The 24,745-nt window shown below is 70.7% G+C and carries 22 protein-coding genes; 9 read left to right on the plus strand and 13 right to left on the minus strand.

Annotated elements, in window-relative coordinates:
• Positions 1-54: 54 nt before the first annotated feature.
• Genes IE307_RS17360 through IE307_RS17370 form a run of 3 tightly spaced genes read right to left on the minus strand, consistent with a single transcriptional unit; the run spans position 55 to position 3,436 of the window.
• Positions 55-2,001: an ATP-binding protein gene (locus IE307_RS17360; protein WP_229904798.1), complete on the minus strand. Its 1,947-nt coding sequence runs from the start codon at positions 1,999-2,001 to the stop codon at positions 55-57.
• A 28-nt stretch (positions 2,002-2,029) separates the two neighbouring features.
• Complete coding sequence (locus tag IE307_RS17365; protein WP_191299024.1) at positions 2,030-2,884, minus strand: helix-turn-helix domain-containing protein; 855 nt, start codon at positions 2,882-2,884, stop codon at positions 2,030-2,032.
• 51 nt (positions 2,885-2,935) lie between these two features.
• Positions 2,936-3,436, minus strand: coding sequence for a winged helix-turn-helix transcriptional regulator (locus IE307_RS17370; RefSeq protein ID WP_191299025.1), 501 nt, complete (start codon positions 3,434-3,436; stop codon positions 2,936-2,938).
• Between the two features lie 85 nt (positions 3,437-3,521).
• Here IE307_RS17370 and IE307_RS17375 point away from each other — a divergent pair, with 85 nt between their 5' ends.
• Positions 3,522-4,019 carry a PaaI family thioesterase gene (locus IE307_RS17375; protein WP_191299026.1) on the plus strand — a complete coding sequence of 166 codons (498 nt, stop codon included), beginning with the start codon at positions 3,522-3,524 and terminating at the stop codon, positions 4,017-4,019.
• A gap of 116 nt (positions 4,020-4,135) precedes the next feature.
• Positions 4,136-5,602 carry an alpha/beta fold hydrolase gene (locus IE307_RS17380; protein WP_191299027.1) on the plus strand — a complete coding sequence of 489 codons (1,467 nt, stop codon included), beginning with the start codon at positions 4,136-4,138 and terminating at the stop codon, positions 5,600-5,602.
• Between the two features lies 1 nt (position 5,603).
• Here the strand turns inward: IE307_RS17380 and IE307_RS17385 are convergent, their stop codons facing one another.
• Positions 5,604-6,353 (minus strand): SDR family oxidoreductase, encoded by a 750-nt coding sequence (locus IE307_RS17385; RefSeq protein WP_191299028.1) that lies wholly within the window; start codon positions 6,351-6,353, stop codon positions 5,604-5,606.
• A gap of 101 nt (positions 6,354-6,454) precedes the next feature.
• On the opposite strand from IE307_RS17385, the gene IE307_RS17390 reads away from it, so the two are divergent.
• A complete protein-coding gene (locus tag IE307_RS17390; RefSeq protein ID WP_191299029.1) occupies positions 6,455-7,294 on the plus strand; it encodes a helix-turn-helix transcriptional regulator in 840 nt (279 codons plus the stop codon).
• Here IE307_RS17390 and IE307_RS17395 read toward each other — a convergent pair.
• Complete coding sequence (locus tag IE307_RS17395) at positions 7,287-7,763, minus strand: GNAT family N-acetyltransferase (RefSeq protein WP_229904799.1); 477 nt, start codon at positions 7,761-7,763, stop codon at positions 7,287-7,289. The genes IE307_RS17390 and IE307_RS17395 overlap by 8 nt on opposite strands.
• Entirely contained in the window at positions 7,760-8,782 is a 1,023-nt protein-coding gene (locus IE307_RS17400; RefSeq protein ID WP_191299030.1) for an alpha/beta hydrolase, read from the minus strand. Before IE307_RS17400 ends, IE307_RS17395 begins: the two co-directional genes overlap by 4 nt.
• A 53-nt stretch (positions 8,783-8,835) precedes the next feature.
• On the opposite strand from IE307_RS17400, the gene IE307_RS17405 reads away from it, so the two are divergent.
• The 5 genes from IE307_RS17405 (at position 8,836) to lnt (ending at position 15,300) form a co-directional block, all read left to right on the plus strand.
• Positions 8,836-9,417 carry a TetR/AcrR family transcriptional regulator gene (locus IE307_RS17405; RefSeq protein ID WP_191299031.1) on the plus strand — a complete coding sequence of 194 codons (582 nt, stop codon included), beginning with the start codon at positions 8,836-8,838 and terminating at the stop codon, positions 9,415-9,417.
• Between the two features lie 47 nt (positions 9,418-9,464).
• Positions 9,465-10,235, plus strand: a complete 771-nt coding sequence (locus IE307_RS17410) for an SDR family NAD(P)-dependent oxidoreductase (protein WP_191299032.1) — start codon at positions 9,465-9,467, stop codon at positions 10,233-10,235.
• 545 nt (positions 10,236-10,780) lie between these two features.
• Positions 10,781-12,331: a sigma-70 family RNA polymerase sigma factor gene (locus IE307_RS17415; protein WP_191299033.1), complete on the plus strand. Its 1,551-nt coding sequence runs from the start codon at positions 10,781-10,783 to the stop codon at positions 12,329-12,331.
• Between the two features lie 100 nt (positions 12,332-12,431).
• Complete coding sequence (gene mptB, locus IE307_RS17420) at positions 12,432-13,844, plus strand: polyprenol phosphomannose-dependent alpha 1,6 mannosyltransferase MptB (RefSeq protein WP_191299034.1); 1,413 nt, start codon at positions 12,432-12,434, stop codon at positions 13,842-13,844.
• Positions 13,831-15,300 carry an apolipoprotein N-acyltransferase gene (lnt, locus tag IE307_RS17425; RefSeq protein WP_229904800.1) on the plus strand — a complete coding sequence of 490 codons (1,470 nt, stop codon included), beginning with the start codon at positions 13,831-13,833 and terminating at the stop codon, positions 15,298-15,300. The genes mptB and lnt overlap by 14 nt, the downstream gene beginning before the upstream one ends.
• Here lnt and IE307_RS17430 read toward each other — a convergent pair.
• From IE307_RS17430 to IE307_RS17440, 3 genes are all read right to left on the minus strand, one after another.
• The gene (locus tag IE307_RS17430; RefSeq protein ID WP_229904801.1) at positions 15,277-16,200 is read right to left on the minus strand and encodes an ArsR/SmtB family transcription factor; all 924 of its coding nucleotides are present in this window, start codon (positions 16,198-16,200) and stop codon (positions 15,277-15,279) included. The genes lnt and IE307_RS17430 overlap by 24 nt on opposite strands.
• 181 nt (positions 16,201-16,381) lie before the next feature.
• Positions 16,382-16,810 (minus strand): peptidase inhibitor family I36 protein, encoded by a 429-nt coding sequence (locus IE307_RS17435; protein ID WP_229904802.1) that lies wholly within the window; start codon positions 16,808-16,810, stop codon positions 16,382-16,384.
• A gap of 132 nt (positions 16,811-16,942) precedes the next feature.
• On the minus strand, positions 16,943-18,388 hold the full coding sequence (locus IE307_RS17440) for a phenylacetate--CoA ligase family protein (protein ID WP_191299036.1): 1,446 nt from the start codon (positions 18,386-18,388) through the stop codon (positions 16,943-16,945).
• A 135-nt stretch (positions 18,389-18,523) separates the two neighbouring features.
• Here IE307_RS17440 and IE307_RS17445 point away from each other — a divergent pair, with 135 nt between their 5' ends.
• A complete protein-coding gene (locus IE307_RS17445; protein ID WP_191299037.1) occupies positions 18,524-19,636 on the plus strand; it encodes a glycosyltransferase in 1,113 nt (370 codons plus the stop codon).
• Here IE307_RS17445 and IE307_RS17450 read toward each other — a convergent pair.
• Genes IE307_RS17450 through IE307_RS17465 form a run of 4 tightly spaced genes read right to left on the minus strand, consistent with a single transcriptional unit; the run spans position 19,608 to position 24,734 of the window.
• Positions 19,608-20,885: a cation:proton antiporter gene (locus tag IE307_RS17450; protein ID WP_191299038.1), complete on the minus strand. Its 1,278-nt coding sequence runs from the start codon at positions 20,883-20,885 to the stop codon at positions 19,608-19,610. The two genes, IE307_RS17445 and IE307_RS17450, sit on opposite strands and share 29 nt — an antisense overlap.
• A gap of 17 nt (positions 20,886-20,902) precedes the next feature.
• The gene (locus tag IE307_RS17455; protein ID WP_229904803.1) at positions 20,903-22,198 is read right to left on the minus strand and encodes a cytochrome P450; all 1,296 of its coding nucleotides are present in this window, start codon (positions 22,196-22,198) and stop codon (positions 20,903-20,905) included.
• Complete coding sequence (locus IE307_RS17460; RefSeq protein WP_191299040.1) at positions 22,192-23,187, minus strand: alpha-hydroxy acid oxidase; 996 nt, start codon at positions 23,185-23,187, stop codon at positions 22,192-22,194. Before IE307_RS17460 ends, IE307_RS17455 begins: the two co-directional genes overlap by 7 nt.
• Complete coding sequence (locus tag IE307_RS17465; RefSeq protein WP_191299041.1) at positions 23,184-24,734, minus strand: NAD(P)-binding domain-containing protein; 1,551 nt, start codon at positions 24,732-24,734, stop codon at positions 23,184-23,186. The genes IE307_RS17460 and IE307_RS17465 overlap by 4 nt, the downstream gene beginning before the upstream one ends.
• Positions 24,735-24,745 lie beyond the last annotated feature (11 nt).

Below are 24,745 nucleotides of genomic sequence, written 5' to 3' on the forward strand. Positions count from 1 at the left end.
CGACCACACACCATCATCTGCACACGATCATGAGAAAGATCCGCAGGACACGCCCTAGGCCAGGAGGTGTTCGACGAGCCGTTCCCTGGCCAGGGCGAGGTGGCGGCGGTAGGTGCCGTAGGGCACGCCCAGCCGTCGCGCGGTCGCCTTGTGCGTGCCGGACGCCGAGATGTACGTGGCGGCGAGCGCGTCGTGCGCCTTGACGCCGGCGGGGTCGACCCTCAGCGCGTCGAGGGCCGCCGTGATGGCATCGCGCAGGTCCGTGACGGGATCGGCCGAGTCCGGTGGCACGAGGTGCGACCGCAGCAGGACGCTGGTCGCGAACTCGCGCGGAGCACGCCACGTGCGCAGCGCTTCGAACACGCCGTGCTCGAACTCCTCGCGCGACAGGGGATCGGCTGATCTCGGCCCCCACGGGGCCAGGGGTGCGGCGGCACGGGCCCTGTCCTCGACCCACCGCTCCACGGGCTGTCGCCGCCAGTCCCTGCCGAAGGCGTGCTGCCGGATCCCGCCGACCTCCACCGCCACCACCTCGTGCAGCCCGGCGGCGGTGAGGTGCTGCCGCCACCGCTCGACGTCGTGGAAGACGGTGAACGTCACCGCCCGTCCCGGAGTCCGCATCTCGGCCGCCACGGCGCGCCGGCCGACGAGGTCCATCAGCGGTGACGGTCGCTGGTGTCCGCCGGACTGCACCGCGAAGCGGCGGACACCCCAGTGCTCGCCCTGGCGCAGGGGAGCGGCCGCCTCGACGTGCTCCCACAGCGCCGCGACCACCGGGTCAGCCGCCAGGTCGTCGGGCGACGGCGCCTCCAGCCGCAGAACGGCCATGAACCCCAGCAGTTCGCCCTCGGAGCGGTAGACGCGAAAGCCCTCCGGCCGGCGGCGGACCCAGTGCGCGACAGCGGACTCGTCGGCCATGCGCAGCACCTCGGGCACGTCGGCGGGGGTGAGGGGCGCGTCCTCGACGTGGGGATGGGCCCGCCAGTCGTAGAGGTCGGCCTGGCCGGCCTGGTCGCGGAAGAGGAACATCCACTCCGCGACGCGCAGCAGGGCGTCGGCCTCGGAGACCCGGCGCACCGCGTTGAGGCAGGCGACCGAGATGCGCGTGCGGACTTCCTCGTAGCGCTCGGGATCGCGCCACCGCAGATCGGCCGCGAGCGTCGACCGCACCGCGTCGTGGGGAAGAAGTCCCTGGGGCGTGGTCTCGACGTAGGGCTGCCGGCGCAGCCAGGAGAACGCCGTCGCGGCGTCCTCGTCGCCGAGCACCGCGCGCAGCAGCTCCTCCCGGGTGACGTAGGCCTGCGCGAGGACGTCGAGGGCGCGTTGGTGAACACCACTCGGCACATTGCCCACCAGCCGCTCCACCAGGGTGGTCAGCACGTCGCCGGCAGGTTCTCCGGCCGGGGCCGAGGCGGCGAGGGACAGGGCGAGCGGGCTGCCACCCGCGAAGGCGACGAGCGCGGCGCGGCGCTCCGGTGCGACGTTGCGCGCCGCGAGGAGCGAATCGGACTGGACGGCGTCGAGCGGTCGCAGGGCCAGCGCGGTGAACACCTGCGCCCAACCGGGATCCAGCGCCCACCCGGCGTCGGGGGCGATCCTGCTCGCGAGCACGACGACCGCCCCCTCCGCGAGCCGGAACAGGAGGGTGTCGCGCAGCCACGACTCCAGTCGCTGGGAGCGCTCGAAGGTGTCGATCAGGAGCACCGCGCCGGGTTCGAAACACGCCGGTGCGGCGGCTTCCTCCAGGCGGCGCGGGTCCGCGTCGAGGAACCGCGCGTCGACCCGCACTACCTCGCGGCCGGCCAGCTCGGCCTGCGCGGCGGCGTAGCGCAACAACGAGGACTTGCCGATGCCGCCGGGACCGTGGACGTACGCGACGATCGGGGCGTCCGCCGCCCCGGACAGCATCCGGTCGAGCACCGACCGCTCGAAGTCCCTGCCCGCCAACGCTCCCGCGCGCGCTCCGGCCAACCGGCCCGCCAGGCCCACGTTGATCAACACCGACCCAGGATCGCCGCTCGCGGACCGGTCAACCTGGGCCGCCTTGTCCCACCCTGACGACGGCGGGCCCGGTGCGGGCGCGGACGACCTCGCCGAGCCGTCCCGCGTCGGCCGATCCCGGTGCGGCGGTGAGCACCACCGCCTGGAGGTTGTCGCCGGGCACCTCCAGCAGGGTGCCGTCGAGCGCGATGTCACCCACGCCCGGATGCCGGAACACGGCTCGGTTCTCGAAGGGCGCGACGATCGCGGGCGCACGCCACAGGGCGTCGAACGAGCGGCTCGTGGTCCGCAGCTCGTCGACGAGCTCCGCGAGCTGCTCGTCACCGGGGTAGCGCAGGGACGTGCTGTGCAGCCGGGCGGTGAGCGTCGCCCGGAACGCGGCCGCGTCGTCGTCGGCGCGGCTGATCTCGCGGTGGGCGTGGGAGAACGTGCGCCACGCGACGTTCCAGTCCCGTGGCCGCAGGTTCGACGCTCCTGCTCCGAGCGCCATCCACGCGCCGTTGACGGCGACGACGTTCCACGCCGCGTCCGTCAGGAACACGGGCGTGTCGGCGAACCTCTCGAGCAACCGCATCGCGCCGGATCCGGCCTCACGCGGCACCCGCCCGTCGACCGCGATGTACCCGGCCAGCGCGCACAGCCGTTCGTACTCGGCAGGCCTCAACCGCAACGCACGGGCGATCGCGTTCACCACGGCGGCCGACGGGTGACGGCGGCCCTGTTCCAGCCGCCGCACGTGGTCCGCCGACACCCCGGCCAGCTCGGCGAGCTCCTCCCGCCGCACGCCACGGGTCCGCCGGCTGCCGGGCGGCAACCCGATCGAGGCCGGGTCCGTGCCCTCGCGCAACCGGCGCACCTCCGCGCCGAGATCCTGCAACGCCATGACGCGATTGTCCCTCATGGAGCGAATGCGGCATTCGACCGTCCACTGCGGCTACAGCGGCTCCAGCAGCCGGCGAGGCGTGGTGAGCAGGGCGGACACGGAGTCGGGGTTGGCGTTGCCCGGCTCGAAACCGGGCCCGGGCTCGGTGCGGACGTCCTGCACGGATACCACGGCGCCGCAAGCACAGCAGCGGTTTCCGGCGTCGAGTAGACCGCCGTCCGCGTCGTGCCGGAACGTGCGCTTCTCGCCGCCGGGGGAGTAGTGCTCGTCGCCCCAGGCCGTCATCGCCCGCAGGACCGGCCAGAGTTCCAGCCCTTTCGCCGTGAGCCGGTACTCACCGTCGACGCGTTCCATGACCTGCTCCTGCACCAGGAACTTCAGGCGGTTGGTCAGGACGGCGCGCGGGATGCCCAGCTGCGAGGCGAAGTCGCCGAACCGGCGGATGCCGAAGAAGGCGTCGCGGACGATCAGCAACGTCCACCGCTCGCCGACGACCTCCAGCGTGCGCGCCAGTGAGCAGTTGCGGTCCGCGTAGGTGCTGGGCAGTGCCATGACCACACTGTAGTAGTTCATTCACTGAACTGCCGTGCTACGGTCGCCCGGTCCGGTGGGCGACCACCGCTACGAGAGGGGTCCGATGACGACCGAGCGCACCCGGACCGTCAGCTGGTCCGATCCACAGGAGACCGCGGCGCTGGCCGGGCAACGCGACGGTCTGGACTTCCTCCGCGCCGTGGCGGCGGGAGAGGTGCCGCCTCCGCCGATCGCGGTCCTCGTCGGCGCACGCCTGGTGTCCGTCGACAAGGGGTCGGTCGTGTTCGCCCTCGACCCCGCCGAGTTCCACTACAACCCGATCGGCTCGGTGCACGGAGGCGTTTACGCGACGTTGCTCGACTCGGCGGCGGGCTGCGCCGTCCACTCGACGCTCCCCGCCGCGACCGGGTACGTGAGCCTCGACCTGGCCGTGCGCTTCCTCCGTCCGATCAGGACGGACACGGGCACGGTCACCTGCGTCGGAACCGTTGTCCACCAGGGCAGGCGGACCGCGCTGGCCGAGGCGCGCCTGGTCGACGGCGCCGGACGCCTGCTGGCCACCGCGTCGAGCACCTGCCTGATCCAGCACGCGAAGAGCTGATCCAGAGCCTTCTGATCAGCCTGTGGTCGGACGTGCGGATCATCCGCTCGCACGATCCGCGCGCACGAACGGCCTTCCTACGCTGGCGACGCTCGCCGGATCCAGGAAGCAGGCAGATGTCGAACGCTCTCACGCGCTGCGCGGCCGTCGCCGTGCTCGTCGCCCCTCTCGTCACCGCGACGCCCGCGGTGGCGGCACCGTCCACACTGAACTGGCAGCCGTGCAGGCAGGTCCAGGAGCACTGGTACCCCGACGACGACCGCACCGAGTGCACGACGGTCACCGTGCCGCTCGACCACTCCCGCCCGCACGGCCGCAAGATCGACCTGGCGGTCAGCCGCATCAGGGCCACCGATCCCGGCAAACGGCGCGGGGTGCTGCTGATGAACCCCGGCGGACCGGGCAACCCCGGCATCGGCATGCCGTTCTCGATGCTGGGGACGAAGCTCGCCGAGCTCAACGCCGACCACGACCTCATCGGGTTCGACCCGCGCGCGACCGGGGCCAGCGGGGGCGTCGAGTGCGAGGCCACGCCGGCCGACGGTCCCGAGCCGGACCCGAAGGCGAGCCCCGAAGCCCGGTTCCGGCAGGACTACGAACGCAACGCGCGCACGAACGCCCGTTGCACCGGCTACGACCGTGAGCTGCTGACGAACCTGTCGACCAGGGCCGTCGCCGACGACATGGACCTGATCCGTGCCGCCCTGGGCGAGCGGAAGATCAGCTTCTTCGGCATCTCCTGGGGCACCGCGCTCGGAGCGGTCTACCGCAGCCACCACGACCGCCACGTCGACCGGATGCTCCTCGACTCGGTGATGCCGGCGGACTACGCGCTGGAGACGATGAACCTCGGCGCCAGCGCCGCCAAGCAGGCCAACTACGAGGTCCTCGCCGCCTGGCTCGCCGAACGTGACGCGACAGCCGGCCTCGGCGGCACCGCGCAGGCCGTCACGGCGTCGATCAGCGACCTGGTCGCGAAACTCGACGCCGCTCCCGTCACCGCGACCCCGCCCGGTGGGAAGCCGCGCGAGTACTCCGGCCGTGAGGTGCGCACGATGCTCACCTACAAACGCGCGGTCTGGCCGCAGGTCGCCGAGTCGGTCGTGGCCCTGCGCGACGGCGGTGCGCCGCCGCTGACCGGGGACGAGCCCGAGCTGGAGGGCTTCGGCCTGACCCCGGTCTGGTACGGCGGCCTGCTGATGCAGCGCGCCGTGATGTGCAACGACCAGGGCAAGATCCCGGACGTCGACGAGGCGTGGCGCCAGGTGCGGCACCGCGAGGAGAAGTACCCGTTCTTCCGCAACGGCCACGGCTACGGCAACTGGTGCGCGGGCTGGCCGTTGCCCGCCACACCGTGGGAGTTGAAGCGGGCGACCAGCCCTCTGCAGCTCTCCGGGCACCGGTACGAGACCACCACGCCCCTGTTCTTCGCCGAGCAGATGCGGCGCAAGATCGGCGGCGCGCTGCTGACGGTGGACGACAGCACGCACGGCTCGTTGTGGTTCACCGGCTGCGCCGAGAAGGCCGTCCGGTTCTACCGCACCGGCGAGACCTCCTCCGGCAGCTGCCCCGGGGTCTCCTGACTCAGTGCGCGTTGACCGCGGCGACGACCTGGTCGTAGTCGCCGCGAGCTTCGCCGTAGCGCAGGAACTTCACGCGCTCGACCTGGATCTCACGGGCCCCGGGCTGGGTCTCGATGAGGCCCATGACCTCGGCGACGTACTCGTCGAGGGGCATGGCCTGCTCGTTCTCCGCGTGGCCGGGGATCAGGTCGGTCTGCACGGCCGGCGGCTCGAGCTCCACGACCTCCACCGCGGTGTCGGCGAGCTGCAGGCGCAACGACTCGCTGAGCATGTGGATGGCGGCCTTGGTCGCGTTGTAGCTCGGCGTGATCTTCAACGGCGTGAAGGCGAGTCCGGACGAGACGGTCATGATCGTGGCGTTCGGCAGGGTCTGGAAGTGCTCGACGAACGCGGCGATCAGGCGGATCGGGCCGAGGACGTTCGTCGTGACGGTGCTCTCGGCGGACTCCAGGAACGACTCGGGGCGGTGCCAGTCCTCGACGCGCATGATGCCCGCCATGGTGATCAGCACGTTGACCGCCGGGAAGCGCGCGAGGACGTCCTTGGCCGCGGCCTCGATGCTCGCGGGGTCGGCGGTGTCGATGCGGACGGTCTCGATCCCGGGGTGCTCGGTGGCGATCCGGTCGAGCAGTTCGGTGCGCCGGCCGCCCACGACCACGGTGTTGCCGCGCTCCCGCAGGGCGACGGCGAGGGCCAGGCCGATGCCGCTGGTGGCGCCGGGGATGAAGACGGTGTTGCCGGTGATGTCCATGGCACCGAGCTTCTGCCGGTTCGCGGTGGTGCGGCAGAGAGCCCTTATCGGGGGATCGGCGATCCCTGGTTCGCGAGCGCGGCGCACGCATACTGGAACGCATGGATCGGGTGGAGCTCGCGGGATTCCTGCGTCGCCGCAGGGAGGAACTGCGGCCGGAGGACGTCGGACTGCCGGCGGGTGCGCGCAGGCGTGCGCAGGGGCTGCGGCGTGAGGAGGTCGCGGCGCTGGCGGCGATGTCCACGGACTACTACACGCGCCTGGAACAGCAACGCGGTCCGCAGCCCAGCGAGCAGATGCTGGGCTCGCTGGCCAGGGCGTTGCGGCTGACCGTCGACGAACGCGACTACCTGTTCCGCGTCGCCGGCCGCAACGCCCCGGCGCGCTGCGCCCCGACGACGCACGTCGCGCCCGCGTTGCAACGGGTGCTGGACCGGCTGAACGACACGCCCGCGCTGATCCTGTCGAACCTCGGCGAGGTGCTCGTGCAGAACCGGTACGCGGAGGCGTTGTACGGCGACTCGTCGCACTTCACCGGGCTCGCGCGCAGCGGGATCTACCGCTGGTTCACCGACCCGGACGAACGGCTGATCTACCCGGAGCAGGACCGCGACCGGCAGAGCCGCACCCAGGTCGCGAACCTGCGCGCCGCCTACGCCTCCATGGGCACGCGCTCCCGGGCCGGTGACCTCGTCCGCGCGCTGCAGAAGGAGAGCGCGGAGTTCGTGGAGCTGTGGGAACGGCACGAGGTGGGGAAGCGGTTCGAGGACCACAAGGTGCTGATCCACCCGCAGCTCGGCGAGATCGAGGTGGACTGCCAGGCGTTGATCACCGAGGACCAGACCCAGGCGTTGCTCGTGCTCACCGCGCCCCCGCGCACCGAGGCGTTCGACAAGCTGCAGCTGCTCGGTGTGCTGGGCACGGAGAAGTTCGTCAGCTGAGGACGAGGATCGTCTCCTCGATCTCCGCCTTCCGCGCCGCCGCCCAGCCGACGTCGGTGCCGACGGGCTTGAACCCCGCCCTGGTGAGCACGCGCATGGAGGCCGTGTTGTCACTGGCGACTCGGGCGTGCAGTGGCCGCACCGTCACCTGTTCGAGCAGCAGCGCCACGGCCCGCCCGGCCACGCCCTGGCCCCACACCTCGCGGTCGACCCAGTACGTGATCTCGGTGTCGCCCTCCATCACGAAGCTCGCGATGGAGCCCACGACCACGCCGTCGGCGAGGATCACCTGGTTGAGGGTCTCGGGGTTCGCCCGGATCTTGCGCATGTGCGCGTCGAACGCCCCTCGGTCGTTCGGGTCCTCCGCGGTGAACGCGGCCATCCGCACCGACTCGGGATCGCGCATGAACTCGAACAGCACGTCCAGGTCCGCGTCTTCCAGGCCCCGCAGCGTCACCTGACTGATCATCGAGCCAGCCTAGTAGCGAGCCACGCCAGGGAGAGGGGATATCGGTGGTCGATCCCGCCGTGGCCCGCGTCGAAGAGTTCGAAGTGGACCCGGTCCTCAGGAAGCCCGGCCTGCGCGATCTCCTCGCGGAACGCCTCGGCGCCGAGGTCGAGGAAGTACTCGTCCCGCGTGCCGGCGTCGATCCACACGGCCCTGAGCGACCGGACCGCGTCGGCGTGCCCGGCCACCATGCGCACCGGGTCCCAGTCGAGCCAGCGCTGCCACACCTCCGGCTTCGGCGCCCCGGTGACCGCGTCGAACGGCAGCTCGGGCGTGCCGTCGTCAGCGGCCGAGAAGCACGCCGCCGCACCGAAGACGCCGAGCAGGTCCATGTCCTCGGGCTTGGTGAACGCGGTCCGGCCACGGAAGTCCGTCCACCACTTCTGCACGTCGTGGTCGTAACCGCGCAACGCCCGTGCGGCCTTGCCGAAGTCCGCCAGGTAGCAGAGCTCGTAGAGCGCGTCACCGGCGTGCGTGGCCAACGCCCCGAACAGGTCCGGCCGCAGCATCGGCGTGATCATCGCCCCGAACCCGCCCGACGACTTGCCCGCGATCGCCCGCGACTCCCGGTTGTCGATCGTGCGGTAGTGCTCGTCCACCCACGGCACGATCTCGTCGCACAAGTACGAGTGGTAGCGCCCGGTACCGGGGGAGTCGACGAACTGCGAACCGCCGTAGGACGTCCACGCGTCGACGTACACGACAACGCACCCAGGCGCGCCGTTCGCGAACACCGCGTCGGCCGTCTCGATGAACGGCTGCCGGAACGGCGTCCGGTTCGCCCACATCTGCAGGTGCCCGGTGTACCCCTGGATCACGTAGACGGTGGGGTAGCGCTCATCGCTCTCGTCGTAGCCCGGCGGCACGTACACCCACAACGGCCGCTCGTGCGGGTCCCCGAGCGGGTTGCCGCGCAGCAGCGCGGAGTCGACGGTGTGCCGGTCGAGCCGACCGGCGAGCGGTCCATCCCAGGGCAGCATGGACCCAGTCAACCACAGTGGACTCCCCGGTCCAGAAAACCTATTCTGGCGTGGTGGCACTGACGACGAAGGGCCGGGCGACCAGGCAGCGCATCATCGAGGGCGCCGCGGCCTACCTGCGCGCCGACGAGCCCGCGGGCGTGACGCTCGACGACATCCGCGCCATCACCGGCACCAGCAAGAGCCAGATCTTCCACTACTTCCCCGACGGCAAGGAGGAACTCTTCCTGGCCGTCGCCCGCCACGAGGCCGACCGAGTGCTCGACGACCAACAGCCGCACCTCGGCGCGCTCACCTCCTGGCCCGCCTGGGAACGCTGGCGCGACTCAGTCGTCGCCCGCTACCGCGCCCAGGGCCGGCACTGCCCGCTGGGCGCGCTCATGGCGCAGGTCGGCAGCACACCAGGCGCTCGCGAGGTGACCAGCGCCCTGCTCAACCAGTGGCAGGCCCACATCCGCAAGGGAATCTGCGACATGCAGGCAGCCGGCCTGATCCGCGCCGGCCTGGACGCCGACCGGGTCGCCGCCGCCTTCATCGCAGGCATCCAGGGCGGCGTCCTGGTGCTCATGTCGACCGGCAGCGTCACCCACCTGGAAGCCGCCGTGGACACGCTCGTCGACCACTTGCGGGGCTAGATTTTTTGGACTTGCCGGTCCAAAAAAGTGCTCGTAACTTCGAGGACATGGCACAGCGACTGGAGGGCAGGACCGCCCTCATCACCGGTTCCACCAGCAACATCGGCCGCTCGATCGCGGTCGCCTTCGCCCGCGAGGGCGCCCACGTCGTCGTCTCCGGACGAGACAAGACCAAGGGCGCCGCCGTCCTCGAGGAGATCCGCGCCAGTGGCGGCAGGGCCGACTTCGTCCGAGCCGACCTCGACGGCACCCCCGCCCTGAGCCACGCGCTCGCCACCGAGGCCTCCGCCCTCCTGGGCGGCCACGTCGACATCCTCGTGAACAACGCGGGCATCTACCCGCCCTCCACCACCCCGACCACCGACGAGGACACCTTCGACCGCGTCTTCGGCGTCAACGTGAAGGCCCCGTTCTTCCTGACCCAGTCCCTCGTCCCCGCCATGATCGGCGCCGGCGGCGGCGTGGTCATCAACCTCGGGTCCTGGATCACCAGGCTCGGCGTCCCCAGCGGCTCGATCTACAGCACCAGCAAGGGCGCCATGGAGACGCTGACCCGCGCGTGGGCATCGGAGTTCGGCCCGCAAGGGGTGCGCGTCAACGCCATCTCACCTGGCGTCATCGCCTCGGTGGACTGGGACGACACCACCCGTGGCCAGGCCGACGGGATGATGCGCGGCACGCCCGCCGGTCGGTCGGGGCATCCGGATGCGATCGCTTCGGCGGCTGTGTATTTGGCCTCGGAGGAGGCGGCGTTCGTGCACGGGATCGTGCTGGACGTGGATGGCGGGCGGACCGGGGTGGCGGTGGTCGCGGCTTGATCCTGGGCGGGATGTGGGCGGGCGCGGTCATCTCCGCGCCTGGCCTGCCTGTCCGCCGATGCTGTCAACATGGACGAGTGGGGCTGACATTGACAAATCAATGTCAAGGTGGACGAATCAAGCTTGAGGTTGACTCGGTGCAGTGTCGCCAGTCCGGCCGCCGCTTATCCACTGCCCGCGTGGCCTCAAGGGCTCGCTCCCTGTCGACGGCCATGCCGCTTGCCTGGCCTGCGTGCCGCCCGGCGCCCCCGGTTCGCTGGCTCCCTCCGCACCCACATGGTCGTCTGCGCTGCTCGTTCACCCGCACTCCGCCTTCCTCTCCGTCTTGCCTCCGGCTAGCACCCCAGCCCGCCGCCTTGCTCTACGCCCCGCGTCCCGCCCGCACCCCGCGACAGTCCCCCGTCCACCGCTCACCGCCCACCAGCTACCCGTGACCGCCACCGCGGTGTGACCCCGGTCACCTATCCGCCCTGTTTCTGTGACCTGAGGTGAGACTCGCCGGTCTCCCATGGCGAAGAGGACACAGCTCGGCGAAGGGTGCGGAAGTGACGGGTCGGGAGTGGCTGGGGCAGGTGGACGCGGAGCAGGTGCGGGCCGCGCGGGCCGGTGATCGGACGGCGCTGGACGCCGTGGTCGCGGGTAGCCTGCCGCTGGTCTACAACGTCGCCGGTCGGGCGCTGCACGCCGATTCCGAGGTCGACGACGTGGTGCAGGAGACGATGGTCCGCGTCATTCGCGGCCTCGACGCGCTGCGGGAGCCGGAGCGGTTCCGGTCGTGGCTGGTGGCCGTCACCATCAACCAGGTTCGTGAGCACTACCGGCGTCGTGATCTGGCACCGGCGTCGCTGGAGGAGTACGACAGGGCTGATCCGGGGGCCGAGTTCGTCGAGACGGCGTTGTCGCGGTTGCACTTCGCGCAGCAGCGCCGGGAGGTCGACGAGGCGGCGCGCTGGTTGGATCCCGGCGACCGGGAGCTGCTGGCGTTGTGGACGCTGGAGCGCGTCGGGCAGCTGACCAGGGGAGAGGTGACGGACGCGCTCGACCTCGGCGCGCACGCCGTCACGGTGCGGGTCAGCAGGCTCAAAGGGCGGCTGGAGACGATTCGGCACCTGGTGCGCGCGTTGTCGATGGAGCCGCGGTGCGCTGGGCTCGAGCGGGCGGCGCAGGGGTGGAACGGTGAGCCGAGCCCGTTGTGGCGCAAGCGGCTCCTGCGGCACGTCGACGAGTGCGGTCGTTGCGGGCGCGGTGTGGACGACGCGATGCCGGTCGAGCGCATCCTGACCGGTGCCGCGCTGCTCGTGGTGCCCGCCGCCTACCTGCCGCGCCTGCTCGAGGACCTCGCCGACGTCGAGCCCGTGGCCCTCGCGGCCGAGATCGCGCCCACGCACCTCGCCGAGCCGTCGGGCTTGTTCGCGAAGCTCGCCGCCAAACCCGTGCTCGCGGTGGCCGGGGCGGCGGCCGTGTGCGGGGTGATAGGTGTGATCGGCGCGATGGTGCTGGTTCCGTCCGATCCGCCGGCCGCCGTCGCCGGTCCGAACACCACCCAGGGCCTCGCGCTCGTCACGTCCTCGTCGCAGCCGGCGGAGACCACGACCACAACGACGACGACCACCACCACGACAACGACCACGACGACCACGACGACGACGCCCGAACCGGTTCGCGTCGCCACGCCAGAGGAACGCGTCCTGGCGCTGATCAACGAGACCAGGGCCGGGAGCGGACTGGCCCCGCTGGCGATCGACCCGGCCCTGGTCACCGCGGCCGACCGCCACACCAGGGCGATGATGAGCAACGGCTGCGGCCTGTCGCACCAGTGCCCCGGCGAGAGCGGCCTCGGCGAGCGCAGCAGCGCGGCCGGCGTGAAGTGGAGTTCGGTCGCGGAGAACGTCGGCATGGGCGGGCCGGTCAAGGACAACGTCGAGGCGATCTCCAAGATGGCGCTCGGCCTGACGCAGGGCATGATCGACGAGAAGCCGCCGAACGATGGCCACCGCAAGAACATCCTGAGCAAGTCGTCCACGTGCGTCGGCATCGTGGTGGTCCGCGATGCCAAGGGAACCGTGTGGATGACGCACGACTTCGCCGGAAGTTGAGCGAAGAGCCGAATCCGGGAAAAGATCATCCTGAAGTCGTACGGGAGAACGCGACCACAGTCGGACGTGTGACGATCTGTCCGGATAGCACTGTCCTACCGTGCAGACCGTCACCTACCGCTGGCCGACCGCGGTCACCACCGACACCCCGGAACTGTTGCGCTGGACGGGTTTCGGCGGTGCGCTCCTGCTCACGGCCGGTGCGTGGGCGGTCAGAGCCGGCAGCGCGGTGGCACTGGGGGCCGCGATCGCGGGCGCCGGTCTGGTCGTGCTGACGTGGGCGCTGCTCGGCCGCACCAGGCCGGACGCCTCCTGGCTGCGCCGGACGCTGGCCTGGTGGTGCGCGCCGCTCCTGGTGGCCCCGCCGTTGTTCAGCGGTGACGTGTTCAGCTACCTGGCCCAGGGCGAGGTGGCGGCCAACGGTCTCGACCCCAACGTCGTCAGCCCGGCCGCCGGGGCGAGCGCGGAGGCGGTGGCACGCGTCGGCGTCTACTGGCGTGAGACGCCGTCGCCGTACGGGCCGTTGTTCACGACGGTCGAGAGGGCGATCACCGAGGTCACGGGCGGACACCCGGTTCTCGGCATCGGTCTGCACCGGTTCACGGCGGTGCTGGGCCTGCTGCTCGTCGTCTGGGCGGTGCCGAAGCTCGCGGAGATGACCAGGACGAACGAGCGCATCGCGTTGTGGCTGGGCGTCATGAACCCGTTGGTGCTGTGGCACCTCATCGGTGGTGTCCACAACGACGCGCTGATGCTCGGCCTCATGCTGTCGGGCACCGTCGTCGCGTTGCAGGCGTTGCCCGAACTGAAGTGGTGGCAGTACACGGCCGGTGTCGTGCTCATCGGGCTGGGAGCGCAGGTCAAGTTGCCCGCGCTGGTGGCGCTCGCGGTGGTCGGCACGGCGCTGGCGCGCAGGCTCGGCGGTGGCTGGGTCCGGTTCGTCGCCGCGGGCCTCGGCATGGTCGTGGCCGCCGCCGCGGTGTCCGTCGTGACGTCGCTTGCCGGCGGATCCGGGTTCGGCTGGGTGCAGGCGCTCGGCACACCGTCCAAGGTGAACAGCTGGATGGCGCCGACGAACTGGCCCGGTTATCTGGCGGGTGCGGTGTTCGGTCAGGAAAGCGGTCAGGCGATGATCTCCTCGGCACGGATCGCGGGGTTCGTGCTGATCCTGTGCGGCGTGGCGGTGGTGGTGCACCGGCAGCTGCGCGGCGGGATCTCCGAGGTGACGGCGCTGGGGATGATGATGAGCCTGATCGTGGTGCTGGGGCCGGTGATCCAGCCGTGGTACCTGCTGTGGGCGGTGCTGCCGCTGGCCGCGTGCCTGCCGTTGGGGAGGTGGCGCACCAGGGTCGCCGTGCTCACCGGGGTGTTCGCGCTGCTGGTGCCGCCGCTCGCGGGCAACTTCACCGGCCGCGTGCCCGAGCTCGTCGCTGCCTACGTCGTGGGGATCGCCCTGGTCGGTGGCGCGTACCTCGTCCTGCGCCGGGCGAGGGTGTCCGTTGCGCAAGCCTGATCTCGCCCGCTACGGCGTGGCTGCCCTGGCCGGCGGCGCGCTGGCGCTGAGCTTCCCGCCGCGCACGCTCTGGTGGCTCGCCGTTCCCGCGTTCGTCGTGCTGTGGCTCGCCCTGAAGGGCGCGGGCGCGCGTCGCAGCGCCGGTCTCGGGTTCGTGTTCGGCCTGGCGTTCTTCCTGCCGCACCTGTGGTGGATCCAGCACTTCCTCGGCAACGACTTCGGGCCGTGGCCCTGGCTCGTGCTCAGCGCGTTGATGGCGCTGTTCATCTGCGCGGTCTGCGCGTTCTTCCCGCTGGTGTCGCGGCTGCCCGGGGCACCGGTGTGGGCGACGACGCTGTTCGTGCTGCAGGAGACCCTGCGCGGCCTGATCCCGTTCAACGGCTTCCCGTGGGGCCGTGTCGCGTTCGGACAGGTCGACGGCCCGTTCGCCCGGCTCGCCGTGCTCGGGGGCGCGCCGCTCGTGACGTTCGCGGTGGTCTTCACCGGCTTCGGCCTCGCCGCCTGGCTGCCGCGATGGACCCGTGCGTGGGCCCTCGTGCCGATCGTCGCCTCTCTCGCCGTGACCCCGTTGATCTCCGTCGAGGCCCAGACCGGCCAACGGACGGTGGCGGTCGTGCAGGGCAACGCCCCGGACCTCGGTCTCGGCCTGCTCTCCGAGAACGCCACCCTGCGCGCCAACCACCTGCGCAAGACCGCCGAACTGGCCGCGCTGGTCCGCGGCGGCGCGCTTCCCAAGCCGGACCTCGTGGTGTGGCCGGAGAGCGCCACCAGGACCGGCGACCGCGACCCGGTGCTCGACGCCGCCATCGCCGACCTCGGCGTGCCGACACTGGTGAGCGCGTTGCGCGACAACAAGAACTCCGTCATCACCTGGGATCCGAAGACCGGGGCGGGACAGTCGTACGCGAAGCAGGAGCTCGTGCCGTTCGCCGAGCACATCCCGCTGCGCCCGCTCGCCCGGATCTTCACGCCGTTCGCGGACCAGGGAGACCTCGACGCGGGCACCGAACCCGGCCTGCTGGACATCGCGGGCACGCGCGTGGGCATCGGCATCTGCTACGAGGTCGCCTACGACTACGTCCTGCGCGAGAGCGCGGCCGCCGGAGCACAACTGCTGGTGGTGCCCACGAACAACGCCTGGTACGGCCGCGGCGAGATGACCTACCAGCAGCTCGGCATGGCCCGCCTGCGCGCGATCGAACACGGCCGCGCGGTGGTGGTCGCGGCGATCAGCGGCGTGAGCGCGGTCGTGCGACCCGACGGCAGCGTCGTGCGGTCGACCGGGATGTTCACCGACGACCTGATGGTGGACACCGTCCCGTTGCGCACGGACATCACGTTCGCGACGAGGTTCGGCGGCGCGATCCACGTCCTGCTCACGGGCGCGGCGCTGGCCGCGTGCGCGATGGGGCTGTGGAGGCGCCGCCGGTCCTCAGTTCTTGCCGAGCAGGGCTGACCCCAGCAGCGTTCGCTGGTGCAGCACGGACAACCCCTGCCGTTCCGTCGTCAGCAGCCCCGCCTCCCGCAGGACGGTCGTGTGGCGGCTGACCGACGACGGTGACGCCCCGAGCCGTTCCGCCAGCTCGGTCGTCGTGGCCCCGGCTCCGACGGCGGCCAGCACCGCCGAGCGGGTGTTGCCGAGCAAGGCCGCGAGCGCGCCCTGCTCACGGCGGCCGCTCGCGAGCTGGCGTTGCCACGTCCAGTCGTGGTGCAACGGGTACACCACGGTCGGCGGCAGCCCGGGATCGGCGAACGCGACGGGTGTGCGGCGGCAGAAGTACGACGGCACCAGCCGCAGCCCGCGCCCGCCGAGGTGCAGGTCGCGGTCGTACGCGTACTGGACCTCCAGCACCGGCGCCCGCCAGTTCATCAACGGCCACATGCCCCGCAGCAAGCCCTCCACGGTGCACGCGAGACCGTTGCGGTGCACGCGATCGGTCTCGACGGCCTCCTCGATCAGCTCGGTGTACGGCTCCACCACCGCGCGGTGGTAGCGCGTGAGCGCCTCGGACAGCTCCAGCAACGACTCGCCGTCGCCCGCCGCGAGCGGCCGTGTCCACTCCGGAACCGGCCGCACGTCCTCCAGCCGTCCGAACTCCTCCCGCAACCGGTGCCGAGGCGTGGACCGGATCGCGGCCAGCGCGCTCCCCAGGCCCTGCGCGCCCTCCGGCGGCGTGAGGAAGTCCGGGAAGTACGGCCCCAGCGGGGCGAGCACGGACAGCATGCGAACGCCGGACGTGATCACCTGCCGGTCGCCGTTGCGCCGGATGTCGCGCAGCCACGGCTGCAACAACAACCCGCTGTCCAGTTCGGTCAGCCGAAGCCAGCTGAACACCATTTCCCAGAGCGGATCCACCCTTTCTGCTACCTGCGTACGCTCCAGATCGCCATCGGAAAAATGGATGCGCAACACAGCAACCTCCCCAGGCCAGGTCACCGCGCACAACGATACTGGGCGTGTCACTCCGCCGAACAAACCAACGAAAACCGTGCGCGGGACGATTGCCCCGCGCACGGTTCTGCGCTATTGACGCGGATCAGCCGCAGGCGCCGGTGACCCACTGGTGCGAGCGGACCTGGTAGGTGCCGGCGAGGTCACCCTTCTGGCCCTGCTTCGTGCAACCGATCGAGTTGTTGTAGCCGGTGTTGCGGTAGAACCGGACGCCCTTGAAGTTGGACGACGTCCCGCGGTTGTAGACGGACTTGACCTCCTTGGTCGTGGCCCAGGAGCACTTCACGGTGCCCGCGGTCCAGTCCGCGTCCGCCACGTCCCACTGGCAGCGGCCGCCGGTGCCGCCGAAGCCGTTCCAGAAGCAGACGTTGCCGGTGTTGCAGTCCCAGGCCGCGAGCGCCTGGCCGGTCTCGGTGTCGTACGCCGCGCCGACGGCGGCAGCCTGGGCGGCAGGAGCCTCCGCCTGAGCGCTCGGGGCCGCGAGCGCCACGGTGAAGAGCATGGCGAGCGGCATCAATGCCAGAACAAAACGCCGAACGAACCTCAAAGGATTCCTCCCTAACCCACAATGAATTCCGCCGGGGCCAACTGTAGGCAGAGAGAGGAAGTCGAGAAAAGCTATTGCTCCGTGGCGCAAAAGCGCTTTTCAGGATCGTCGGGTGTACCTGTGTTTCACTCCGGCCGGGAAGTACTCCGGATCGCCGACCGGGCGCACCACGACCTCGGGCAGTTGCCGCCCGGCCGGGACGTAGTGCGCGAACTCGCTGTTGAGCCGCAGCAGCTGGGCCCGCACCGCCTCCGCGATCACCGCCGCGTCCGCGGTGGCGCCCGGCGCGGTCTCCACGGTGATCCGCAACGACCGGTCGCGATCTTCGTCCTCGACCGACTCGATCACGAACTTGCCCGTGACGGTGTCGCTGATGCCGGGCTGTTCCAGAGCGACCGTCACGTTCTCCGGATACACGTTCGCCCCGAAGAACGACACCGTGAACAGCGACCGCCCGAACAGGAACACGAACGGCAGCTCCGGGCCCGGTGGGGGAGTGAACCCGTTGCGAGCGCAATACTCCAGCAGCTCGGCGTGCCCGAAGAGCCCGCCCTCGTCGGCGATCCGGTAGCGGATCAGCGGGATCCCGCCGTCCGACGTGAACACGAGCGTGCCGTCGTGCACCTCGAAGAACCGGCTAGCCGGGTCGTACTGCACGAGCGTGGGCAGCCGTGAGTCGCCGAAGACCTTCCGCGCCTCGTCCGGACGGTCGGCGAAGAACCTGCGGATGCTCACCGACAACGCGGTCTCGTTGCCCAGCACACCCGAATCCGCTGTGCCGTAAAGAGAAGCGACGTCACCGACCGGGTCCGCGATCCCGGCGCGCCGGGAGACCAGGTCACGCCACTGCTCGCTGAACACCTCACCGGCCAGCACGAGCTTGATCCGGTGCGCCGGCCAGTCGACGCCCTCCGCGAGGCCCGTGTCGACCACGTCCTTCACGAACGGCGGGTAGCCCAGCAGCACGACCTGGTCGAAGTGCGGCGCCAGCTCCGGCAGCACCCGCAGGATCTCGGCCTTGTTGTTGCCCGGCGCCACCACCGTGATCGGGCACCCCTTGGCCGCGAGATGCCGCACGCACGCCTGCGTGAACAGCCCGCCGACCCACGTGCCGAGCGGAAAGCACACCACCGCAAGGGTTCTGCGCTCGTCCGCGTGGAATCCGCCGACCAGCACCTGCTCGAACCGGCGCGCCACGTGCAGCTCGTCCTCCAGCGCGCGCGGCCAGATCGTCGGCCTGCCGCTGGATCCCGACGACACGGCGATCATGTCGCACGCGCTGAGCTCGCCGTCGCGGCACAGCTCCGGCAACGGGTACCGCTGGTGGTAGTTCGCCTTCTCGAGCAACGGCAACCGCTGGAAGTCCTCGAACGTCCGGATCTCCCGCGGCTCGATCCCGTGCTCCCGCAGCAACTTCCCGTAGGCGGGCACGGTGGCGGCCGTGTGCTGGAACAGGTCCAGCACCCAGCTGTCCGACTTCGGCCCGCCCGGCGCGAAGAAGTCGTCGAACGCCTGGCGCACGCGGTTCTGGCGGCTGCTGTCCATGGCCCGAGCGTATCGAGCCGACCGGGGTCAGCTGATGTTGACGACGGTCTCTATTGCTTCAGTGTTGACCAAAGTACAACCCTTCGCGGGTCGTCTGCCTGCGGTGGGAACCAGAAGATCGTTAGCCTTGACGAGGTGCGCATCCTCTTCTCGTGCCGCCCCGCCTACGGCCACCTGTTCCCGCTGGTCCCGCTCGCGCGGGCGGCGCGGCAGGCCGGCCACGAGGTCGTGTTCGCGACCGGTCCGAGCTTCGTGGGCACGGTGCGCGAACTGGGCTTCGAGGCCCACGCGTCCGGCATCTCGGTCGCCGAGGCCGAGGAGGAGGCGCGCAGGCGCCACGGCGGCGCCGACGTCCCGAGGCTGCTGATCACCATGTTCGCGGACGTCCTCCCCCGGGCCACGGTCGAGGACCTCACCGCCCTGCTGCCGACCGTCAAGCCCGATCTGGTGGTCTACGAGCAGAGCGACGCCGGCGCCGCGAAAGCCGCGCGGGACGCCGGGATCCCGTTCGTCTCGCACGTGATCGGCCGCTCGATGCCGCCCGAGATCCAGCGGAGGGCGGCGGGGGAGATGGCGTGGTTGTGGGACGGCGCCGAGCCCGCCGACCTGATGCTCGGTGACGTGGTGGTCGACCTGTGGCCGGACACCGTGCGCGACCCGGTCGTGGCGGCGCTGCCCATGGTGCTGCGGATGCGGCCGACGGCGTTCGACCTGGACGTGCCGATGCCGGAGATCGACAGCACGAAACCGTTGGTGTACCTGACTCTCGGCACGGTGTCGTTCACCGCGACGGAGGTGTTGAGGGAGGCGGTCGACGGTCTCGCGCGGCTCCCGGTGACCGTCCTGGTGGCGCTCGGCCCCGGTGCGCCGCTGGACGACGTCCCGCCCTCCGTGCGGGTGGCGGGTTTCGTACCGCAGGCGGAGGTGCTGCGGCGGGCCGATCTCGTGGTGCACCACGGCGGAACCGGCACGGTGCTCGGCGCCCTGGCGGCAGGGCTGCCGCAACTGGTGCTGCCGCAGGGCGCCGACCAGTTCGTCAACGCCGATGTGCTCGCGGAGACCGGTGCGGGTGCGAAGCTCGTCGGGCAGGAGATCACCGCCGACGCCGTCACCGAGGCGGCGGGCAGTCTGCTCGACGACCCGGCCGCGCGGGAGGTGGCGCAGGCGGTCAGGTCCGAGATCGCGGGGATGCCGGACCCGGCCTCCGTCGTGGATCAGCTCACGGCACTGGTGCGGGGGAGGGTTTGACGTCGGCGGACGCCTCCAGGTGGTCCGGCAGGGACGCGCGGTAGATCGGCATGGCCGCCGCGGTGGTGATGATCGCGACGGCGACGAGGATCGCGAACATCTCCGGTGTCACCAGTTCGTAGGCGAGGCCGATGTTGATGAAGATCAGGATCATCAGGCCGCGGGCGTTCATCAGGCCGCCGACGGCGGAGGCGTAGCGCCACGAGTAGCCCTGGGCGCGCACGACGAGCCCGCAGCCCAGGTACTTGCCGGCGAACGCGGCCAGCATGATCACCGCGAGCGGGAACCACAGCGCGCCGCCCGAACCGAAGCCCGAGACCTGGGTGTTGAGGCCGCTGAACGCGAAGAACACCGGCAGCAGCAGGATGGAGTTCAGGTCGGTGAGCTTGGTCTCGAGTTCGTGGCGGACGACCTTCGACTTCGGCATCGCGAGGCCGGTGATGAACCCGCCGAAGACGGAGAACACGCCGATCCAGTCGGTGAACCATCCGGCCACCAGCACGATGAGCAGGATGATCGCCATCATGTCGCGGCTGAGCTTGCCGTCCTTCTCGGCGCGTTCGCCGAGCTTGGCGAGCCACTTGCGGCCCAGCGTGAGCATCACGACCGCGAAGATCGCCGCGCCGATGATCGTGCGCAGCGCTCCGGTCGCGCTGCCGGACGCGCCGACCGCGATGATCAGCGCGAGGAACGCCCACGCCACCGCGTCGTCGATCGCCGCCGCGACGAGCGTGAGGCCGCCGATCGGGGTGTTGGCGATGCCGCGTTCCTGCAGGATCCGCGCCAGCATGGGGAAGGCGGTGATCGACAGGGCGCCGCCGACGAACAGCATGAACACCCACAGGCTCGATCCCTCGGGGCTCAGCGTGTCGAAGAAGATCATCGCGCAGCCCGCGCCGAGCAGGAACGTCGGCACGATGCCGGAGACGGCCAGCACGGACGCCTTGCGCGCGTTCGGTCCCGTGGTCAGGCCGTGGTCCAAAGAGGACCCGACGAGGAACATGTAGAACGTCAGGCCGATCGTGCTGAGCACGTAGAGGGTGCTCTTGACGTCGTTGGGGAAGAGCTGGGCCTGCACGCCGGGTGCCACGGCGCCGAGCAGCGCCGGGCCGAGCAGGACGCCGGCGACCATCTCGCCGACGACCCTGGGCTGCTTGATCATCATGGCGAGGCGCCCGCACAGCGTGGTGGCGACGAGCACCACCGCCAGCGCGGCGAAGACCTGCAACGCGAAGTGGATCTGGTTCACCGGGCATCTCCTGGGGATCAGTGCCGGACCGGGCAACCCTGCGTGTCGTGCGTGTCGAAGTAGCGGCCCGCCGGCCGGAGCCGGTGGGCGTGCAGCACCATCGCGGTGCCGAGCACGAGCTGGACGACGCTGCGCCAGACGTCCTCCCAGCGGTCGCGCACGCGCATGAAGGCCAGACGCCGCCGGGGCGCCGGGCCGTCGCGGACGAGCAGGCACGGGCCCCGGCTGGGCAACGACCGGGTGTGCGTCACCGACGAGTGCAGGTCGACGCGCCGCAGGACCTCCCTGGCGGCCGCGCGCATCACGATGGGGGACAGCCTCCACGCCGGGCAGGGGCGGTTGGCGGCGACGCCGAACGGGATGTGGTGCTCGTGGCGTGCGGCGGTGGACTCCCAGCGGCCGGGGTCGAACTCGTGCGGGTTGTCGTAGCCGGTGGCGTGGTAGGCGGGGTAGTTGAAGCACAGCACCGAACCCGCCGGGAACGACGTGTGCTCGTCCAGCACGATGTCGGCGGTCGTGATGCGGTGAGCGATGCCGAACAACGGGTAGAGCCGGAACGTCTCGTCCAGCACGTGGGCGAAGTACCTGTCGTCCTCGACCCGTCGTGCCACTTCGGGGTGCTGGGCCAGCGCGAGCAGCAGGTGCGCCATCGCCTCGGCCATCTGCACGACGGCGGTGTTGAAGTAGGTGCCCTGCAGGTAGTGCACCTGTTCGGCCTCCGACAACGTCTCGGGCAGCGGGTGCCGAACGTCAGCGAGTCGTGCCTTCAGGTAGCGGGTCAGCCGCGCCCGCCGGGCGGGGTGGCGCAGACCCGTGCACTTCAACGAGGTCACCACGTCGTTGGCGTGCCCGACGACGAGGTCACGCGCGTAGCGCGGGCACGGTTCGCCGAACACCAGCTCGTAGAAGTACTCGGCCCACACCGGCATCATCAGGTCCCGCAGCCGGACGGCGGTGACACGGCCGGTGAGCACCTCGTCGAGCACCTTCGCGGTGCAGCGGGTGGCGGTCGCCGCCAGCGCGTCGCTCGGCCCTGCGAGGAACGTGCGGGTCGCGCGGGCCACGTCGTCGTAGCGCGGCCCGGCCTCCAGGTGCTCCTGGTGCACCTCGGGGCCGGGGGAGAGCCAGTACCAGAACAGGTCCGAGAGCCCGGCGCCCTTGCTGCGGCCGTTCGCGGCGGGGTGGCTGTAGAGCTCCTGGAAGCGGTCGGGGCCGACCTGGTCGTTCGGGAACGTGATCGCGTTGTCCCCGTTGACCTTCTCGAACACCTTGGCGCGCAACGCGACCACCCGTGCGGGCAACCAGGTCAGCACCGGGTCACCACCATGTCCCGGCTCAGCTCGCCGCCGCACAACGTCAGGACGTGCAGGAACTCGTCGCGCAGCACGTCGAGCACCCGCCGCACGCCCTGCTCGCCGTCCGCCGCCAGCCCCCACAGCACCGGCCTGCCGATGCCGGCGGACGACGCTCCGAGCGCCAGTGCCAGCGCGATGTCGCCTCCACTGCGGACACCCCCGTCGAACGCGACCGGCACCCTGCCTGCCACCGCGTCGACCACGGCGGGCAGCGCGTCCAGCGCCGCCGGCACGAGGTCGAGCTGGCGGCCGCCGTGGTTGGACACGACGATCCCGGCCACCCCGTGCCTCACGGCGATGATCGCGTCCTTCGGGTGCAGCACTCCCTTGACCCACAACGGGAGCGCGGTCATCTCCTGCACCCGGCCGATGTGCTCCCACGACACCAGCGGTGACATCTCGATGTCGCGCAGACCGGGGCCGACGAGGTCCCGCATGTTCTCCGCCGCCAGACCTGCTGGCAGGTCGTGGAAGCCGTGCGCGAGGTCGCGCCGGTGCCGTCCGAACACGGGGGAGTCGACCGTCACCACCACCGCCTCGCAGCCGGCCCGTTCCGCCCGGCGCACCAGGGCTTCCGTGACGTCCATGTCCGGCTGCACGTACAGCTGGAACCACACGGGCCCGCTCGCGGCCGCCACGACGTCGGCGATCGGCACCGTCGAGGCCATGCTCGACACCAGCACGGCGTCCCCGGCCGCCCGTGCCGTGGCCAGTTCGCCGTCGGGGTGGGCGAGGCGGTGGAACGCGGTCGGCGAGATCATCACCGGGAAGTCGCCGCTGATCTGCTTGCCCCGCAACACCCGTGGCAGCAGGGCGAGACGGCGGAACGCGGCCTCGTTCTCCGCGAGCACGACCTCGTCACCGACCCCGCCCGCGAAGAAGTCGTGGTGGACGGGGTCGAGCACCGCGCGTGCCTTGTCGTGCAGTTCCGCGAGCAGGGGGTTCACCGCAGGTACTCCCGCAACGGTGTCCTGTGGACGGTCTCGCTGTCCCACTCGTTCTCGAGGTTCTCGGTGACGTGGTGCTCGTCGACGAGCTCACCGGCGCGGAAGCGCCGCACGACCGGGTGCAGGTAGCGGCCGTCGAGCCCGCTGGTGTCGTCCTGCGAGGTGCGGCCGGCGGTGATGTCGAACGGGTTGACCTTGTCGTGGTCCTCGCCGTACTCCAGCGTCACCGTCAGGTACGACTCGACGTCGCCGAACTCACCGCGGGCCACGGCCTCGTGCAGGTGGGCGACCGGCACCTCCTCGAGGTAGCGCACCGAGCCGTCCTTCCCGGTGAGCACGACGTCGGCGAGGAACCCGAACATCTGCCACAGCGCGGAGGTCCGGTTGACCCGCTCGATGATCGCCTCGGTCACGGCGTCCGCCGCGGGCTCGACGGAGCGGCTGGGCCAGTCGACGCCGTGGTAGCGCTGTTCGGCGATGCGGTGAAGCGCGCGGACGCCATAGCGGAAGCCGTGGATGAACCCGCTGGTCGACTTCTTGAAGTCGCGCATCTGCGTGATCGTGCCCGCGAAGAACAGGTCGGGGACGTTCACCGACTCCCACGCCGCGGTCTGGTCCGGGAAGCGGGACTTGATCGTGAGCTGCGGGCGGCACTCGGGCGCGAAGATCGAGGCGTCGAACCGGAACCCGGTCGCGAGGATCACCCGGTCGTAGCGGATCTCCTTGATCACCTCGTTGACGCGCTGGAAGCTGACTTTGACGAGGTAGGCGTCTCCGTCGCGGCGGATGCCCTTGATGTGCCCGTCCAGCAACGCGTTCTGCGACTTGAGCTGGTAGGTGTCGAGGAAGTTGTTGTTCACCGCGCGCAGGTGCCCGACGAAGTGCGTCTGCCACGCGAGCTTCAACGACCCCGGCCCGGCGACGTGGATGACCGACGTGGTCTCCATCAGCGCGTCGGCCGTTTCGAACGCCGAGTTGCCGCGCCCGATGATCAGCACCCTCTTGTTCGTGAAGTCCTGCGGGTCGACGGACACGTCGTAGTAGTGCTCGGCGTGCTCGACGCCGTCGATGTCAGGCACGTACGGCTGCGAGACGCCGGTCGCGACGATGATCCTCTTCGCACGGTAGGTGCCGCCGTGCTGGTCGCGCACCACGAAGTCGTCCGGCCGCGTGACCGAGACGACCCTGGTGTCGTAGCGGACCGGGAGGTCGTTCTTGACCGCGAAGTCGCCGAGGTAGCGGACCATGTCGTCGGCGGTGGGGAAGTAGCGCGGGGTGTAGCCGGTGAACAGCAGCTCGGGATCGTCGGACAGCAACGAGTTCCAGTCGACGCGCAGGTTCAGCTCCGGGTCGTCCCAGCCCGTGTACACCTTGTTGATGGAGATCAGCTGCCGGTGCCGGGGGAAGCGGGTGAAGAACGTCCCCGCGGCCTGCCCGGACTCCAGCACCAGGTGGTCACGCCCTGCCCGGTGCAGCAGGTAGGACGCCTGCAACCCCGCCGGGCCGGCGCCGATCACGAGACACTCGGTCGTTACCTCGCTGGACACGACGTTCTCCT

Origin of the sequence: Lentzea cavernae, assembly GCF_014653695.1 — a bacterium.
Classification (GTDB): domain Bacteria; phylum Actinomycetota; class Actinomycetes; order Mycobacteriales; family Pseudonocardiaceae; genus Lentzea; species Lentzea cavernae.